The sequence below is a fragment of the uncultured Fibrobacter sp. genome, assembly GCF_946062555.1.
In the GTDB taxonomy this organism is placed as follows: domain Bacteria; phylum Fibrobacterota; class Fibrobacteria; order Fibrobacterales; family Fibrobacteraceae; genus Fibrobacter.
Map to the genome: position 1 here is coordinate 1 of NZ_CAMGVQ010000009.1, position 16,839 is coordinate 16,839.

A 16,839-nucleotide genomic window follows, 5' to 3' on the forward strand; every position below is an offset into this window, starting at 1 on the left:
ATCCGCATACGACATACAAAACCCTGCACTTTCAGTGCAGGGTAGTTTATTTTTTGAGCGCGGCGGCGAGAACGACCGCCCCTTGTGCTGCCTGGAACAGGAGCGGCAGGTAGCTGAGCAGGGTAGAGGCGAGGACTATATCGGCGGGAATTCCGAGGAGCCCCGTATACAGGCTCACTTGCACGTTTTCGCGGATTCCGATTCCGTTGATGGAGATGGGGAGCATGGTGAAGGTAACCATGATGGTCGTGAACACCGTAATGACCGCAATGTTCACTTCAACTCCGACAGCCCTGAAGTAGGCGTAGTGGATGATAATGGTTACCAGTTGCAACCAGATCGAGTCTAACCCCGATAGCCAGAACGCCTTGGGATGGCTCCTGTATAGGGTGAATGCCTGTTGCAGTTTTAGCAGAAAAGGAACCTTGTCCGCGAGTTTGTGCGGAATTTTTATCTTGTCCGAAAAGAGGCCCCCGATAATGATGATTACCGCGAGTACAGCGGCCAAACTAACGGTAATGGTGTATGCTTTAGGAATTTGGTATTGAACAAGTACGAAGGGGAGCGCTATGAAGAAACTCAGGAACATGGCGATAAGGCCCATGACGCGTGAAATCGCAATGGCGGCGACGGAATTGGCCGTGTTGCCGAAACGCTTGCCGAAAGCGATTGTCTTGACGGCATCTCCGCCGAAACCACTGGGAAGCAGGTTGTTGAAAAAGTAGCCAAGCGCGATATAGGCGTAAAAAGTGTGTAATTTGATTTTTTTCCCTTCGTCCAGCAGGAGCCCGCGCCAACGGTTCGCCTGGATTGCCATCAGGATGACGGTCAGGGAAAAAATGAACAGGAGCCAGGGGAGGGTTGATTCCTGCCAGTTTGAAATTGCGTCAAAAAAGGGGATTTTGTTAAAAATATAGGCGATGCCACCGACTGTAACGAATACTTTGATCACATTTATAATGAATTTCGCCATTTTTTTCCGAGTGGGCTCTTGCATAGCTACAATATAAAATATTATATTATTACAAACTAAGGTTTGTGTGATGGAAAAAGGAGAATTGATGAAAAATTTTGAGGGTTTTGCCTTGGCTGCCGCACTTGGTGTGCTGGCTGGGTGCTCGACGAGTCCGTCCGACTCTTCGTCGTGGGGTACGGTGAGCGAAGAACTGTCCACCGTGAATAATATTGCTCGTGTGAATGTCGTGGACGCGCACTCGCATCTTGCACGGTACCGGCATTTTGTGGTGGATTCTTGGCAACTTTCCGACTCAACTTCGGATACGGCATCTGTTGTTGTGGATTCACTGACGAATTACGGCTTTGCCGTTGAAGCAGATGTGCAGGTCGAAGACGATTCTGCATACACGATTGCCTCTGCCGGAGTCGATGGAGACTCCGCCGCTTGGGTTCTGCAGGTCGAAGAAGGTGCCGTTGTCTATTCATGGCGCAATACTGCAGATGAGAATTGGCTCAAGTTCAAGACCGAAAAGGCGCTGGACTTGAAAAAACTCAACACGGTCCGCGTGGAACGTGCCGGCGTTGTTGTCGCGATTATCGTGAACGGAAAGATTATCGATGCTTTCAAGGATGATGGCAAGAGCGCCGTAATCAAGGGCCTGTTCACGATTGGCTTTGACGCAAGGAATCCCGGCAAGTGCCATTGCAACAATGGACGCGTGGAACAGATTGGCGTCGAAACGGTTGACGAAATCGAAGATTCTCCGATTGACTCTGTCCAGGTAATTGATACGTTGGATATTCCGCTGGATACTTCTGCGGCTTTGAACGATTCCGAGGTGACGGAATGGATTGCCGAATGGAATTTCAACGATGCTGAAAATGTGGGACTCGATGTGACGGGGCACGGACATAACGCCACAGCTGGAGAAGGTTCGGTGAGCGCTGTTGATGGCATTGCCAGTTTTGACGGAAAGTCCGGCATGGTGGTTTCTCTGGATACGGATATCCGTATCAATGAATTTGTGGTCGAAGCCCGCGTGAAACCGACCCAGTTCGCTACGATGCAGAATATTATTGTGGCCGAGCCTCCTGGACGTGGGGTGGACGGCTGGCAGCTCCGTATCGACGAAGGGGTTCTTACAGTTCATCTTCGTGATGCCGACAGTAGCTATGTAGACTGGAGCATTTATCCGGGCAAGGAAATGATTCTCGGTGAATGGAACGAAATCCGCCTGGAACGCAATGCCGACAGTGTCAAGCTGTTCCAGAATGGCGAACTTACAGTTGCCGTGGCCTACCAGGGTGATCTGACCCAGATGTGTTACGACTGGGGTATCGGTTACGATGCGATGCAGCAAAGTTTCCATGATCGCTATTTCATTGGTGAAATGGATTATATCCGCTTCGGCGTGTTCAAGGGCTTTACCGAAGGCACCCTGGTTCCCAAGAATGAATGGCTGCTTGCTGCTTGGGAATTCAACGAGCCGGAGTTCGTGGGACTTGACCGTATGGCGAACAATTCCTCGAAGTACGTCGTCGGAAATGCGGTTGTTGCCGATACGACGCTTGTGCTCGATGGACAATCCGGTATGCCTGTGAATCTGTCGAGAGCGTTCCAGCGCAATACGTTTGCGATTGAAACTCGCGTGAAACCGGCCGCTTTCGCGGAAATGCAGAATATCATTGTGGCCGAGCCGCCTGGACGTTACGGTGACGGTTGGATTGTCCGCCTTGACGACGGTGTCTTGACGGTGCATTTCCGTGACGAAGAAACCGATGGCACGGAATGGAATGTGCTCAAGGGCAAGGAACTTGCTCTTGACGAATGGACCGAAATCCGTGTTGAACGTACCGCTGATTCCGTGATTGTTTTCCAGAACGGTGAACGTTCGGTGTGGGCCGCTGCGAAGGGCGATGTGTCCCAGCTGGGCTACAATATCGGTATCGGCTACGACGCCATGAAGCAGGCGAAGGGCAACCGCTACTTTAACGGTGAAATTGATTACATCCGTTACTACGGCTTGTAATATACCGGTAGCGAAAGCTTTAATCTATATTTGAAGGGACCTGTTTCGGTCCCTTTTTCTTTTGGGTGAATATGCAGATAGATGTCGGTATCATAAATTACAACGGTGGCTTGGAACTTTCGGAATGTGTAGGGAGCTTGCTTGCGCAGAGCGTTCCTGTTCGCGTAATTGTCTTTGATAATGCTTCGACCGACGATTCAATCCTGCGGTTACGGAAAAAAAATTTTGACTGCAAAATTATCGAAAGTCCGAAAAATCTCGGTTATGCGGGTGCCTGCAATGGACTTCTCGAAAATATGGATTCCGAGATCCAGGTGCTTTGCAACATGGACTTGGAATTTGACCCGACCTGGGCCGAAAACTTGTTGCGCTGTTTTGAACGGCATCCGGAGGCGGGGTCGGTGGCAAGCCTCGTGATGGAAAAAAGCGGAGTCGTGAATGCGGTGGGCGTGCGGTTCGGAGCGGATCTGTTTGCCAAAAACGAGGCGAGCGGGCTGGATATTTCCGCAGCGGATGTTCGCGAAAAGGAAGTCTTTGGCTGCTATGGGGCCGTGATGAGTTTCCGTAAGTCGGCTGCCGCTGCTGCGGGCAAGATGGATGCGAGTTTCTTCTTGTTCTTCGAAGAAACGGAGTGGTATTTCCGTCATAACTTGGCGGGCTTCAAGACGGTGTTCTGCCCTGATGCGAAGGTTTACCATGAACGTTCGATGACGACGGTGCGCTATTCGCCTCGCAAGCTGTTTTATTCGGAGAGAAACCGCTTGCGGACTGCCTTCCGTTTGCTCCCGTTGGCCGATGTCCTGAAACTTCCGTTTCAGGGTGTCGTGCGTTACCTGAATATGGCGAAGGGCGGGGTTCCGGGACAGTCGGGGGATGGAAAGAAACTTTCGAAGGCTTCGATCTGTGTCGCCCTGGCGAAGGCTTGGCTGCAGGCGTTGGCAATGCTTCCAGATGAACTGGTGATTCGCAAGAAGTATCGCAAGAAGTTTGGGAATGTCGGAGCCAAGGTTCGCGAGATTCTTGAGTCTTATCCGATTGAAAATAGGTGATGCAAAATAGGAAATGCTTTTGGCCGCAAATTCGGCTTTTGCTATCTTTAATGCTATGGATTCTTTGACGATTGTTGCGACGATGACGCCTGCGGGCGTCAGTGCCGTTGCCGCGCTCCGCGTGAGCGGCACCCACGTCCGTGACGTGGTTCGGCGCCTGTTCGGTTTGCGTGCAGCAGAAAAACTGGTGCCTCGAATGGCGAATCTAGGAACCGCTCGCGATCCGCAGACGGGCAAGGTGCTTGACAGCCTCTTGTACATCTATTTCGAGGCGCCGAATTCCTACACCGGCGAAGATGTCCTGGAACTTTACCCGCACGGAAATCCGCTGATTGTCCGCGATTTGCTGCAGGCGATTCGTGGCATCGAGGGGGTTCGTCTGGCTGAACCCGGTGAATACACCCGCCGAGCCTTCTTGAATGGCAAGATGGACTTGACCCAGGCTGAATCGTTGGCCGATGTCATTCACAGTGCGAACCGAGCCGAGCTGGAAAATGCCCACCGCCTGCTTTCGGGAGCCCTTTCCAAGAAAATTGCGACGCTAACGGCGCAGGTCAAGGATATCTCGGCTCGACTGGAACTCGATGTGGATTTTGCTGAAGAAGAAGCGGATCCCGATTTTAGCGGCTGGAAACAGAAGTTTGAAAATATCCGTGTTTCAATCAAGGGAATTCTAAACAGCTTTCGTGGTAAGGCGAATCTGAGCAGGCTCCCGCTCGCGGTACTTTATGGAGCCCCGAATGCGGGCAAGTCGAGCCTGGTGAACGCGCTCCTCGGCGAAGACCGTGTACTCGTGAGCAATGTTCCGGGTACGACGCGCGACTTTGTCGAAGTCCGTCTGTTTTTGGATGGCGGTGAAATCCGCCTGATCGATACCGCAGGCATTGCGGACAAGGCGACTGACGAACTTGATGCGCTCAGTATGAAAAAGTCTCGCGAGATTCTCGACGAAGCCGATATGAAAATTTTGGTGGTGGATGGAACGGTCGAAAGCCGAAAGACGGAAGACGAAACGATCAATCCTGACTTTACGGTCTATTCCAAGAGCGATTTGAAATCGAACGCCAATGCAGAAAGCGAAGGAACTCTTCGCATTTCTTCCATGACCGGCGAGGGCCTTGACGACCTCAAGAATGCCATGAATGCCGTCTTGTTCAAGAAATCTGAAACCGCAGAAGATCTCTGGATTACGAGCGAACGAGAAAAGTCTTGCCTCGAAGAAGCCCTTGCGGGTGTTGACCGCGTACTTGGCCTGCTAGAGAAAAACCCTGCAGTGGAACTGCTCGCTTTTGAAATGCAGCTGGTGCGCAAGGCGCTTCAGAGTATCACGGGCGAAATTTCGTCCGAAGACATTTTACAATCTATTTTCGCGGGGTTCTGCATTGGAAAGTAGTTACATTGGCGCGTTGATGTCCATCTTTATTTTCGGCACTTACATGACCCCCCTCAAAAAGTGGCCGAAGTTTTCGAGCTGGGCATTCCTTTCGATGATGACTTGGGGCGTACTTATCAGTGCGCTCGTGGTTGCCTTTGTCACGGGAACGTTTAACTTGAGCCCGGTCGGTTTTTTCTGTGGCTTGTGGTGGGTCATTGGCGGAACGTTCTGTTTCTGGGCGGTCAAGGCCGAGGCGGACCTGGCGGGTGCCGGCGTGCGCTCCATGGGAATGAGCATCTTGGCCTCGTTCCTTTCTGGTGTTCTGCTGTTTCACGAAAAGTCTTCGTTTGCGCTTTCGATCCCGGCGATTATCTGCTTTATGGTCGGACTCTCCCGGCTTTCGCCTTCGCATGGTGGGTCGATTTTCAAGAACTGGCGCTCGTTCCTGGGCGGTTTCGCCTTTGGTACTTACTTGATTCCTTTTAAGTTGGCGACGGCCGCGGGACTAGAATTGACCGATGTCGAATTCATGTGTCCGTTCTCGATAGGGATTTTTTTCGGAAGTCAGCTCTTAATTGGCATGCTCCAGATTCGTCGTCATAAATTCTATTGGTATCCGCTAGCTCCGAGTGTCGTGAGTGTTATCGCCGGATTCTTGTGGATGGCAGGAATGCACGGTTGCTTCTGGGCAATCGACCCGGAAGGGGCGCTCGGTTATGCCGTCGGTTACCCGCTCACGCAGCTGAACTTGCTGGTGAACCTCGGCTGGGGAGTGCTTGTTTTCGGTGAGTACAAAACCGCGAAAGAACGTGTCAAGTTACTCCTCGCGACTTTTATTATTCTCGCGGGGGCAGTGCTGCTGACCCTTTCAAAAGGTTAATTAGGTTGTAAAAAAGGAAAGAGAACTTTTAGGTTCTCTTTCTTTGTATGCATTTTTGTAAGATGCTTATTTGTTGATGAACTGCGGAATGCCCTTGTACTTTTCCATGTTCTTCATGATGTTGACCATTTCCCAGTCCTTTTCCTTGAAACGACGGCGCAACAGGGCGACAAACACTTCCATGAGCATCAGGCAGTCGTAAACAGCGCGGTGCATCTTGTCCGCTTCGATCTTCATGGCGATTTCGTCGCGGCGCTTGAACATATTGGCAAGGATGCCGAGCTTGTGTGAACTTGCTTCGGGGAGAATGGCCTTGGAAATCGCAAGGCTGTCGATGACAGGATTGCCGGGGACGACCTGGGGGTTGTTCTTGTAGGCAACACGAAGGAAACTGGCGTCGAAGTTGGCGTTGTGGGCGATGAGAATGGTGCTCTGTCCGCAGAATTCGGTGAACTTCTTGATGGCGTCACCAACGACAGGTGCGTCCTGGACATCGCTGTCGTAAATATGGTTCACGGCAGATGCTTCGGCAGGAATCATCATGTTCGGCTTTACGAACGTTTCGAGTTCGCCGAGCAGCTTAGGGACGACCTTGCCGGTTTTGTCTGTTTCCACGGTGAATTTGACTGCGCCGATTTCAATGATCTCGTCTTTCTGGTTGTTGAGGCCTGTCGTTTCAAGGTCGAAGGCGACGAACTTAGGTGGCATTAGAATCACTTTAATAAACCTCTTGAAAAAATGAATTCACCATGGTAGTGTTAATAAATCAGTTACAAAGATACTTAATTTCGATGTCAATAGATGTCAGCGGAAGAGGCAAAATGAAATTATCCCATGTTTTTAGGGTTAAATGGGCCCCGTATCGTGCTGAAACCATCCAAAGGGGGCGGTTGCTTTTTTGGGATAGCCACTGTGACCCGGGCTTGATTTTGAGCGCAGGGCCCCGTGGACCGTCGAGCGCCATCCCTGCAAAATGTCCTTGTTGGAGGGCATCAAGGGTGTACCTAATGTTGCTTGCCCCGTGGCTGCTGGAACCGCGAGTGACGACGTAACCCATACTCTGGGCAAGGGTGGCGAATATCTCACCGTCTCCGGATTCCGAAATAAAAGCGTGCACCCCCCAGTTTTTGAATGCGGCTGTGGCGGCAAGTAGGTCTCGGTGCCATATTCCGAGAATTCCCGGTGAAAAGGAATCGGGGGTCTTGAGCTTGATGCGCAAGCTTTTTATCCAAAGACTAGCCAAAAAAAGCGCCAGTCTGACCTTGAAAGGCTGTTTGGTCATGCTGTAAAGATAAAAAAATGCAAAAAAACTTTGGTTTACCCTTGAAAAGGGTGAATTTTTTACCTATATTGCGGTTCACTTTGGCGACGTACCCAAGTTGGTAAGGGGCGGCTCTGCAAAAGCCTTATTCATCAGTTCGAGTCTGATCGTTGCCTCTCAAAAGACCTTTTCTCACCCCGAGAAAAGGTCTTTTTTCTAAATTGCGGTTATGGCTTTTGTTCATCTTCAAGTTCATTCTGAATTTTCTGTTTTACAGTCTTCCGCCCGTCTCGATGATATTTTGGCCGCGGCCGCCGACGAAAACGCTCCTGCAGTGGCGCTGACTGACCATGCGGCTATGTTCGGCGTTCTTGAAATCCAGACCCGCGGAAAAGACTTGAACAAGGTCCGCAAAGAAAAGGGCCTTCCGCCGGTAAAGACGATTTACGGCTGCCATATTTATGTGGATACCTCGAGCGCGAACCAGAAGGATCCGATTACATTTGAACGCCTTACGCTTTTGGTCGAAAATGAAAAGGGGTATTATAACTTGCTCCGTATCGTGAGTTTCCGTTACGAAGACGGTGACCGCTGGGCAGAAATTCCGTCGGTGCCGCTTTCGGTTATCGAAGAACATAAAGAAGGCATTATCGCCATTGCGGGCGATTTTTTTAGCAAGTATGGTCAGAATGTCGCTGCTGGGCGCAACAGCGTTGCCCGTGAATACATGGAATCCCTCGACAAGATTTTTGACCATGACCATCTGTACATTTCGGTGTGCAACAATGGCGTTCAAGGGCAAAAGTTGTTGAACGACTACAATGTCAAGCTGGCTGGCGAGTTGGGTCGCGAAATTGTTGCCGTAGGCGATGTCCATTACATTAAGCCCGAAGATGCCGAAGCGCACAAGATTTTGCGTTGCATTGCCTTGAAAGAGACGCTCAATGGTTTCGATGACAAACATTTCCCAGATAACGGTAAATTCTATTTCCGTAGCGAAGCCGAAATGGTGGAAATGTTCGGACATATTCCGGGGGCCATCGAAAATACGGTGAAGATTGCAGAACGATGCAATTACACGGTCAAGACCGGTATCGGCGATGAATTCTGGCCCCGCTTCAAGATTCCTGAAGATTTCTTGTCCTCCGATGAATACCAGAACATCAAGGCGATTATGAAGGCGGAATACGACGCGGAATATCCGGTCGTACGTGAACGCGAAGTCAAGGGTGTCATCAAGGACAAAAAGAAAAAGGTGACGGCAACTTATTGTGCTGACAAGGGAATTGCCGAAGACGCCCTGACCGACGAAGACAAGGCCGAAATTGAACGCCTGTCGCAGCCGGAATTCTTTGACGAAGACGATCAAAAAGCTTGGGACAAGAGCGTTCGCCGATGGTGCAAGCCGGGTGGCGATGCCGATATCTACATCACGCATCTTTGTAATCAGCGCCTTAAGTGGCGTTTCCCGAAAGAGGACTTTAAGTTCCCTGCCCACGAAACCGATGTGGGCAAGCGTATGTACAAGGAACTGAACTGTATCCGCAACATGAACGTGGCGGGCTACCTCTTGATTGTGTGGGACTTTATCAATTGGTCCCGTGAACACGGAATTCCCGTGGGTCCGGGCCGTGGTTCTGCCGCAGGTTCCTTGGTCACTTACATTATCGGTATTACCGACATCGACCCGCTCACCTTCGATCTCCTTTTTGAACGATTCCTGAACCCCGAACGTGTGTCCATGCCGGATATCGATACCGACTTTGCGGACCGCGACCGCGGCCGCGTGATTCAGTACGTGACGGACAAGTACGGCAAGGAATGCGTGGGCCAGATTATTACCTACGGCATGCTCAAATCGAAGGCGGTGATTACCGATGTAGCGCGCGTCTTGGGACTTCCGCCTGCTGAAGCAAAGCAGATTACCAAGCTGTTCCCGCAGCGCACCTTGAACTTTAGCCTGAAGCAAGCTTGGACGGGAAAAGACAAGAAGGGCAACAACCTGGAAGACGGTTACAGCCCGGAACCCTTGCAGGCGATGATTGGCAGCCGCGCCAGTTACCAGAACTTGTGGGATATCGCTAAAAAGCTCGAAGATTTGCCGCGCCAGACCGGTGTGCATGCTTGCGGCGTGGTGATTACGCCGACTCCGATTTATAACCTTGCTCCTTTGTACCGAGCCGCCTCCGAAGATACTCCGGTGGTGATGTACGATAAGCACTACGCCGAAGACATCGGACTTTTGAAGATGGACTTCCTTGGCCTTATCAACTTGTCCATCATTCAGGACACGGTGAACATGGTCAAGAAGAATCGCTCGATTGAACTTGACATGGGACATATTCCGCTCGATGACAAGGAAACGTTCGACTTGCTCGGCAAGGGGATGACCACGACGGTGTTCCAGTTCGAATCTCCGGGTATGCAGAAGTACCTGCGCGAACTGAAGCCCACCCGAATCTTTGACTTGATCGCTATGAACGCCCTGTATCGTCCGGGGCCGATCGACCAGATTCCGCACTTTATTGCCCGTAAGAACGGTCAGGAAGAAATTGACTGTTACCACCCTGACTTGGAACAGGTGCTGGGTGAAACTTACGGCGTGATTGTGTACCAGGAACAGGTGATGAAGCTGGCCCAGATTTTGGGCGGCTACTCGCTGGGTGGCGCTGACAATATCCGCCGTATCATGGCCAAGAAAATGCCCGAAAAGATGGCAAAGCTCGAACCGGAGTTTTTCCAGAAATGTCTGGACAATGGCTATGACAAGGCGATGATTCAGAAGGTTTGGGATGCGGTGCTCCCGTTCTGCGGATACGCGTTCAACAAGAGTCATGCGGCAGCTTACGCTTATGTGGCTTACCAGACGGCATACCTGAAGGCGCATTACGGCCCCGAATACATGGCTGCTTCGATGACCTCGAAGATGGGCAAGACCGAAGATATTGTGACGATTATCTTGGAATGCAAGCGCCTTGATATTGATGTGGTGTCGCCGAATATTAACGCCTCGATGGGCGAGTTTGTGGCCACTCCCGACAAGAAGATTCTTTTCGGTCTCGCGGGCATTCGCAACGTGGGCATTGGCGTTGTCGAAGATATTGTGGCGGAACGCGAACGGCGTGGAAAGTTCAAGGATATCTTTGATTTCTGCAAGCGAGTAACGGAATACCAGGGCGAACAGAAGGAAAAACGTCCGCCTATGAACAAACGCCTGATTGAAAGCTTGATTATGGCGGGAGCCCTGGACGAATTGCCGGGAAGCCGCGCCGTGCTGATGGCGACGGTAGACCGTGCCATGGAAGTGGCGTCCCGATTCCAGGAAGATAAGGATCGTGGACAGATGTCGCTCTTTGATATGGGCGGTAGTGCACCTTCGATGGATAGCTCCGCCGAAGTGCTTGAGGAAGCCGAAGAATGGACCGCGATGGAAATGCTCAACAAGGAACGCGATGTCTTGGGCATGTTCCTTTCTGGGCATCCGCTCGATGAATTCCGCCCGGAACTGCAAGGCTTTACGACATGTTCCTTGGAAGAAGAGGAATTGTCTCGCCATGTGGGTGGTACAGTCATTGTCGGTGGTGTGGTGACCAAGCTTCGTTCTATCGAGACCAAGCGCGGTGATACCATTGGTGCGGGTGCCATTCAAGATTTTCACGGTGACTTGGAAATGTTCTTCAAGAAGGACTTGTGGGAAAAGTTCCGCGATACGGTGGCACTCGATGACCGCGTGCTTGTCAAGGGTAGCCTGGAACAGCAACGCATGGGCGATGGAGTCCAGATTGTTGTCGAAGAAGTGATTCAGCTGGATCGTGTACGTTCGGATATGGTCTCCCATATCCACATGGTCCTTTATTCGTCGATGGTTGATGACAATTTCACCGACAAGTTGATGACCGCTATGGAAAAGTACGAACCTTTTGAAGGCGAACGCGGTTGTGAATTGGTTTGCCATGTTGAAACAGACTCGGGAAATGTGCACGTGTTGGCCTTGAAAAATAAGAAGGTCGTTTATACTCCGGAATTGCTGCAGTTCCTGCGTAAGGAATTGGGGGTTGCGAAGGTCTGGGTTTCAAACCGTGCCAAACGGTAAAGGTGATGGCTTTTTTGCCGTACATTTTGGTTTGTGCAGGTGAAGATTCGGGGGATGTTATTGGCGAACCCTTAGTCAAGGCACTCTGTTCTCAAAATATTGTTGTTAAGGGAGCTGGTGGTCATCGAATGCAGTCGGTGGGAATGGTTCCTCTGGTTGATTTCGAGGTGTTGCCGGTTTCTGGCTTTGGCGATGTGGTGCCCAAGTATTTTAAGTTGCGCCAGTGCTTTAATGTGCTCAAGTCATCGCTAGAATCTCCGGAATGCCTCGGACTTATCGCAATCGATTATCCAGGCTTTAACATGAAACTGGTAGCGCAGGCGGGGAAGTTCCGCAAGCCCGCCTTGTATGTGGCGCCTCCGCAAGTGTGGGCCTGGAAACGCAAACGTGCGAAGGTTCTTGCGCAAAATCCGTATGTCAAGCTAGCGGTGTTTTTTGACTTTGAAGAACAGGTGTATCGCGAAGCCGGCTGCAATGTGGTTCGTGTGAAACATCCGTTTGCAAATTCGGAACTCGGAATTCGGAATTCGGAGTTGCATTTAGAGAGACATAAGACGTCGCATGGAATTGCCGAGATCGAAGCTGTTCTTAGTCAATGTTGTTTGCTGTTGCCCGGGAGTCGCAAGGCGCAGGCGCTCCGCAATTTACCTTTGATGCTAAAAGCAGTTCAGATGACTCGAAAGTCGCTAGAAATTTCTCGTATGGAAATCACTTTGTTGGCGGCTCGTTGGGAACTGGTTGAAGTATTTGAAAATGCCTTGCGTCAGTTTGGAGACGATGACCTTATACGAAAAATTCATGTGGTGGAGTCGCCTCAAGAGGCAGATGCTCGTCGTGCCATTTATCAAGATGCATCATTGGCGTTGACTGCACCGGGAACGGCGACTTTGGAATTGGCCTTGTCAGGTTGTCCGATGATAGTTTGCGTCAAGCCGGATGCATTGACCTATGGCTTTGCCCGCGTTTTTGTCAAGACGAAGTATTTCGCGTTGCCGAACATTATCTTGAACAAGTTGGTTTATCCTGAAAAGATTTGTGCTCCAGGCAAAGAACAATGTACTGTCGCAGGCATCGCTCAAGAAATTGCCTCTGAGTGCATTTCTAAGCAGAATCCAGATACGGACGTCCTGTATTCTAAACTTTCAGCAGGGATGTCGCTAGGTCAGCTAGCGGCGGAATTTTTTCGCCAGTTCGTCGAGCGTGAAGCGGAGTAGTGTCGGATGCCCGTAGGGCGACTTAAGCGGTTCCTCGGTGAGCATTAGCTGACTCACGAGGGCTGCCATCTCCTCGGACTTGAGTTTATCTCCGGCTTGGTAGGCGTTGGTGTTTGCCCAAGCTTTGGCTATGGTGTCTTGGACTTTTACCATATCGCCATCGCCCTTGCCTTCGTCTCCAATGCTGTCCAAAAAGTCCTTGACGGCCTTGATGGCGCGCGAAAGCGGAAGTGCGCTTGGAATCGCGCGGATCTGGTAGGTCTCGCCGCCAAAATGTTCAATGTAGAATCCCAGATGCTTGAATTGGTCCTCGACACTCTTGAGTGCTTCCACCTCTATTTTAGAAAGCTCCAGGAGTTCCGGGAACAGAAGTTCTTGGCTGTCAAGGGCGGCTCCGTTTTTGAGAATGTCTAGCGCTTGTTCGTAGAGTACCCGCGAATGAGCGGCGTGTTGGTCAATAACCAACAGTCCGTTGGAATCTTCGCCGGCGATATAGGTGTTTGCTATCTGGAAAAATGTCGGTGGATTCCAGGCCGGTTCAGGCACCGTGGGTTTCAGGGCTTCGTTTCCTTCAATCGAAATGACTTTGCCTGCTTCAGGAGTGCTGAACATATCCTGGGCGAGGTCTTCAAATGCATTTGTCTTGCGAGGCTTTTCGAAGCTGAAATTGCCGGGACTGTTCGACATTTCGGGAATGTCGCCGGATGATTCTTTAGTTGCAAATCCAGGTACGAAATTTGTTGGATTTGTGGGACGAATCGGTTCCGAGAATCCGTAGGGAGCTTTAGGCTCGTGTAAATCATCTGCAAAGGGTGCCGGCGAAAAAGAGGTGTTGCGAGTCCCGGTGGTTGTGTCGCGGCCCCCCGCGATTTCATCGCTCAAGTCAATGAGTGGTGAATTCGCTTCAATGTCCTTGGTGAATGTATCTCGGATGGCATGGGTGACGACGAGAAACACTAAATTCTGATTGGCGAAACGAACCTCGCGCTTGGCGGGGTGCACATTCACGTCGAATTCCATATCGGGCATGTCCAGGAACAGAACCGAGACGGGCTTGCACTGGGCTCCGTAAGGTTCGTAAGCCTGTTGGACAGCCTTGGTCACCATCTTGCTTTCGATGGGACGGTTGCGGATGAATAGAAACTGATGATTGCGTTTGCCGTTGGTTTCGGTGGAGGGGGAGATGTATCCCCATACATGAACGCCCGCTTCGGTGTAGTCGACGGGCAAGAGTGCCTTTGCTATTTTAGAACCGATGGCTTCGGCAATACGGTTGCGCAGTTCCCCCGGTACTCCCGTAAATACGGTCTTGTCGCCAACCTTGTAATCGAAACGGATTTCGGGGTGCGCAATGGCGGTGCGTAGGATAACGTCGAAAATTCTCGTTCCTTCGGCCGTTTCGCTACTTAGAAAGTTTCGGCGAACGGGGGTGTTGTAAAAAAGTTCTTCAACTAAAAAGGTGGTGCCGCGGCTAGCTTGTACGTCTTGTTTTTCGATAACGTTTCCGCCTTCTAGAAGAATGCGTCCGGAATCGCCGTCGTCAGTGGCGCTCGTTATCGTTAATTTGGATACAGCGGCAATCGAGGCGACAGCTTCACCTCTAAAACCATTGGTGTGCAGGTGAAACAGGTCCTCTGCATTAGATAGTTTGGATGTCGTGTGCCGCAAATAACACAGGTCCAAATCGGCGGAATTCATTCCTTTTCCGTTGTCCGTAACCTGGATTTTTTTCTTGCCTCCCTGTTCTATGGAAACTTGTATACGGGTGGCTCCAGCGTCAATTGCGTTTTCGATCAGCTCCTTTACTGCAGAGGCTGGGCGCTCTATGACCTCTCCTGCGGCGATTTTATTGATGATTTCATCGGATAAAATGTGTATTTCGGCTGATTTCATGACCTAAATATAGCCTTTTAGGGTAAGATTACGTATTTTTTTTACTAAATTAATTAAACAAATGGGTGAGTGGTTGTTAGGAATAACCATTCAATAGTGTGAGGTAAAACGTGCTTTCAAACCTATTCTTACAGCTGACTCATATCGAGTTACTCATTAGGTATCCCGTCAAGGATATTTTGACTCTCATCAAACGCGATCCGCGTTTTACGGTCAAGGTTCTTAATGACATCTATTTCGAAGATTTGTCTGTAGATGAAGGCATTCACCGATTGATTATGAACAATGTGGTGAACTGGCTCTATGAAAGGGGCGAGAACCCGGATACCTTTGTTCAAAATATTATAGACCGCTGTGCGTCGTTCGAGGCAGTCCCTGCTCGTAGCGTGTTGCGCTCCTACCTGCCCTATGTATCGCAGTTCTATGCGACCGGAGATGTCCGTCAGCTCTGCCTTGACATTATTCCGAAGCGCTATCCCTTGCTTACGAACTCGAAGTTCCTCCGCCGTGATCTGGTAGATGGTAACCGTAAGGAATACTTCACCTATCGTTTTGATTCTCCGGGTCTTTTGATCACGAACCCCATGCGCTGGTTCAACGGCCTGGTGCAGTTGGGTCCCATTTTCCTGAATACCCCTCGCTACGAATTGATCGAATACAAGGCCAGCCAGACCTCTTTTGCCGAAGCTCTCGAAAACCGTGCAACGGCTGAAGTACGCGATGATGGTTGTGTCTATGTGAATGGCCGTCAGGTCGGTAAGTATATGACCTTCGGCGATTGCCTTGACGAATATGGCCTTGACTGGGAGTTCGACGCCGAACGCAAGATGGCCTGCATCCGTGCCACCGAAGATGTGGTCGACGAAAAGGTGGGTGCCGTGCTGATTCATAAGGGTTGCTATTACGGCGCACCGGCTAGCGTGGTCTACTTTGATTATAAGGCAAACGTTGTCGCTCCGGAGCCGTTCAACAAGCTCATGAGCGCCGTCGTGAAGCAGGAATTCGATTCCTGGGAACCGATCCAGAAGGCTCAGGAACAGCTCCTCGAAGCGATGAACGACTCCGTGACGGTCATCTACTACAAGAGTGATGATTCTATTTCAGTGAACAGTAAGCACCTGATGCGTAACGTGCCAGCACGAATCCTGCGCAACCTGCTTCGCGAGTACAGCGCTACGGGCCGTGAAGAATTTGAAAACCGCGAATTCAAGCGCGATTCTTCCATTTGCATGGATCCGCTTCGTCCGAACTTCGAAAGCCGCTTGAACCGCGTCATTGCTCATATCAACGGCTCTGACGACCCGGAACATCCGTCCGAAGGCGTGAAGAAGTATTTCGAAATCGAACGTCACCGTCGTGGTGGATTCCGTTTTGTTCCGAAGTGCAAGATCATCTTCCACGAAGAGTAAATGTTAGTTTACTTGCGAAACGAATGTAATTGTTGCGGATCAAGAAAATAAGCAATTTGGTAGTTCTCAGTTCGAAATAAAAGGATATATTTGGAATTGTGAAACGGTAGAAGGGTAAATCCTGAAACGACACTATCATTGCTCCCCTCCTGGTAGGTTCAAGGTTCCACATGCCGATTCATATTTTCTCCTTCTTAGGAAAGGCTCCTCGTTAGAGGGGCCTTTCTTTGCTTTGTGACTTGACGTCACAAAGCAAAGCCGGTTCAGCGGCTCGGAAATGGCAATGCAAGCATTGCCGCTTCTCTCGCCTTGGGAACCGGTCTTTTTCCAAAAGACTCAAGGCCGCAAAAATAAAGCTAACTCTTCGGCTCGGCAATGTCGGCAAACTTGTTTGCCGCCGCTGCGCTCGCCTTTTTCTACGCCTGTTCTGGGGCTCGGTCATGTACAAGCCTTTGGCTTGTCCGCGACTCTTGCCTTACGAATTAGTCTTTTTCAAGAATCTAAAAAGGGACGGCTTGCGAACAAGTCTTTTTATAACGGCTCGGAAATGGCAATGCAAGCATTGCCGATTCACTCGCCTTGCGAGTTAGTTTTTTTTCCAATCAACGGACGGTTTGGCTGCATGCAAAAAAGGCTCCGCAGCGCGGAGCTTTTCTGAAATGAATTTAATGCAGTCGC

At 50.5% G+C, this 16,839-nt stretch carries 12 protein-coding genes and 1 tRNA gene; 9 read left to right on the plus strand and 4 right to left on the minus strand.

Annotation, left to right across the window (positions count from 1 at the left end; translation table 11 throughout):
• Positions 1–46: 46 nt before the first annotated feature.
• Positions 47–952 (minus strand): lysylphosphatidylglycerol synthase transmembrane domain-containing protein, encoded by a 906-nt coding sequence (locus Q0P86_RS03950; RefSeq protein ID WP_295037619.1) that lies wholly within the window; start codon positions 950–952, stop codon positions 47–49.
• 109 nt (positions 953–1,061) lie between these two features.
• Between Q0P86_RS03950 and Q0P86_RS03955 the strand changes: the two genes are divergently transcribed.
• The 4 genes from Q0P86_RS03955 (at position 1,062) to Q0P86_RS03970 (ending at position 6,291) form a co-directional block, all read left to right on the plus strand.
• A complete protein-coding gene (locus Q0P86_RS03955) occupies positions 1,062–2,987 on the plus strand; it encodes a LamG-like jellyroll fold domain-containing protein (protein ID WP_295037621.1) in 1,926 nt (641 codons plus the stop codon).
• Positions 2,988–3,058: 71 nt separating this feature from the next.
• On the plus strand, positions 3,059–4,036 hold the full coding sequence (locus tag Q0P86_RS03960; RefSeq protein WP_295037623.1) for a glycosyltransferase family 2 protein: 978 nt from the start codon (positions 3,059–3,061) through the stop codon (positions 4,034–4,036).
• A 55-nt stretch (positions 4,037–4,091) separates the two neighbouring features.
• On the plus strand, positions 4,092–5,429 hold the full coding sequence (gene mnmE / locus Q0P86_RS03965) for a tRNA uridine-5-carboxymethylaminomethyl(34) synthesis GTPase MnmE (protein WP_295037625.1): 1,338 nt from the start codon (positions 4,092–4,094) through the stop codon (positions 5,427–5,429).
• A 16-nt stretch (positions 5,430–5,445) separates the two neighbouring features.
• Entirely contained in the window at positions 5,446–6,291 is an 846-nt protein-coding gene (locus Q0P86_RS03970; RefSeq protein ID WP_291023614.1) for a GRP family sugar transporter, read from the plus strand.
• A 66-nt stretch (positions 6,292–6,357) separates the two neighbouring features.
• Here Q0P86_RS03970 and Q0P86_RS03975 read toward each other — a convergent pair whose 3' ends face one another.
• Both Q0P86_RS03975 and Q0P86_RS03980 read right to left on the minus strand, forming a co-directional pair.
• Positions 6,358–6,999: a PolC-type DNA polymerase III gene (locus tag Q0P86_RS03975; protein WP_254793841.1), complete on the minus strand. Its 642-nt coding sequence runs from the start codon at positions 6,997–6,999 to the stop codon at positions 6,358–6,360.
• A gap of 58 nt (positions 7,000–7,057) precedes the next feature.
• Entirely contained in the window at positions 7,058–7,573 is a 516-nt protein-coding gene (locus Q0P86_RS03980) for a DUF374 domain-containing protein (protein ID WP_290994179.1), read from the minus strand.
• Positions 7,574–7,655: 82 nt separating this feature from the next.
• Between Q0P86_RS03980 and Q0P86_RS03985 the strand changes: the two genes are divergently transcribed.
• The 3 genes from Q0P86_RS03985 (at position 7,656) to Q0P86_RS03995 (ending at position 12,859) form a co-directional block, all read left to right on the plus strand.
• Positions 7,656–7,728: transfer RNA gene (locus Q0P86_RS03985), tRNA-Cys, on the plus strand.
• A gap of 53 nt (positions 7,729–7,781) precedes the next feature.
• Positions 7,782–11,645 (plus strand): DNA polymerase III subunit alpha, encoded by a 3,864-nt coding sequence (gene dnaE, locus Q0P86_RS03990; protein WP_290994182.1) that lies wholly within the window; start codon positions 7,782–7,784, stop codon positions 11,643–11,645.
• A 5-nt stretch (positions 11,646–11,650) separates the two neighbouring features.
• The gene (locus tag Q0P86_RS03995) at positions 11,651–12,859 is read left to right on the plus strand and encodes a hypothetical protein (RefSeq protein WP_294113814.1); all 1,209 of its coding nucleotides are present in this window, start codon (positions 11,651–11,653) and stop codon (positions 12,857–12,859) included.
• Here the strand turns inward: Q0P86_RS03995 and mutL are convergent.
• Positions 12,812–14,752 (minus strand): DNA mismatch repair endonuclease MutL, encoded by a 1,941-nt coding sequence (gene mutL, locus Q0P86_RS04000; protein WP_294113812.1) that lies wholly within the window; start codon positions 14,750–14,752, stop codon positions 12,812–12,814. The genes Q0P86_RS03995 and mutL overlap by 48 nt on opposite strands.
• A gap of 110 nt (positions 14,753–14,862) precedes the next feature.
• Between mutL and Q0P86_RS04005 the strand changes: the two genes are divergently transcribed.
• Together Q0P86_RS04005 and Q0P86_RS04010 are read left to right on the plus strand one after the other, a co-directional pair.
• Positions 14,863–16,161, plus strand: a complete 1,299-nt coding sequence (locus Q0P86_RS04005; protein ID WP_294983570.1) for a hypothetical protein — start codon at positions 14,863–14,865, stop codon at positions 16,159–16,161.
• 277 nt (positions 16,162–16,438) lie between these two features.
• Entirely contained in the window at positions 16,439–16,819 is a 381-nt protein-coding gene (locus tag Q0P86_RS04010; protein ID WP_294113810.1) for a hypothetical protein, read from the plus strand.
• The last annotated feature ends 20 nt before the right edge of the window (positions 16,820–16,839 follow it).

Coding starts and splice junctions, on each gene's coding strand:
- Q0P86_RS03955 (WP_295037621.1), top strand. CDS start 1,062: ATGAAAAATTTTGAGGGTTTTGCCTTGGCTGCCGCACTTGGTGTGCTG.
- Q0P86_RS03960 (WP_295037623.1), top strand. CDS start 3,059: ATGCAGATAGATGTCGGTATCATAAATTACAACGGTGGCTTGGAACTT.
- mnmE (WP_295037625.1), top strand. CDS start 4,092: ATGGATTCTTTGACGATTGTTGCGACGATGACGCCTGCGGGCGTCAGT.
- Q0P86_RS03970 (WP_291023614.1), top strand. CDS start 5,446: ATGTCCATCTTTATTTTCGGCACTTACATGACCCCCCTCAAAAAGTGG.
- Q0P86_RS03975 (WP_254793841.1), bottom strand. CDS start 6,999: ATGCCACCTAAGTTCGTCGCCTTCGACCTTGAAACGACAGGCCTCAAC.
- Q0P86_RS03980 (WP_290994179.1), bottom strand. CDS start 7,573: ATGACCAAACAGCCTTTCAAGGTCAGACTGGCGCTTTTTTTGGCTAGT.
- dnaE (WP_290994182.1), top strand. CDS start 7,782: ATGGCTTTTGTTCATCTTCAAGTTCATTCTGAATTTTCTGTTTTACAG.
- Q0P86_RS03995 (WP_294113814.1), top strand. CDS start 11,651: ATGGCTTTTTTGCCGTACATTTTGGTTTGTGCAGGTGAAGATTCGGGG.
- mutL (WP_294113812.1), bottom strand. CDS start 14,752: ATGAAATCAGCCGAAATACACATTTTATCCGATGAAATCATCAATAAA.
- Q0P86_RS04010 (WP_294113810.1), top strand. CDS start 16,439: ATGGCAATGCAAGCATTGCCGCTTCTCTCGCCTTGGGAACCGGTCTTT.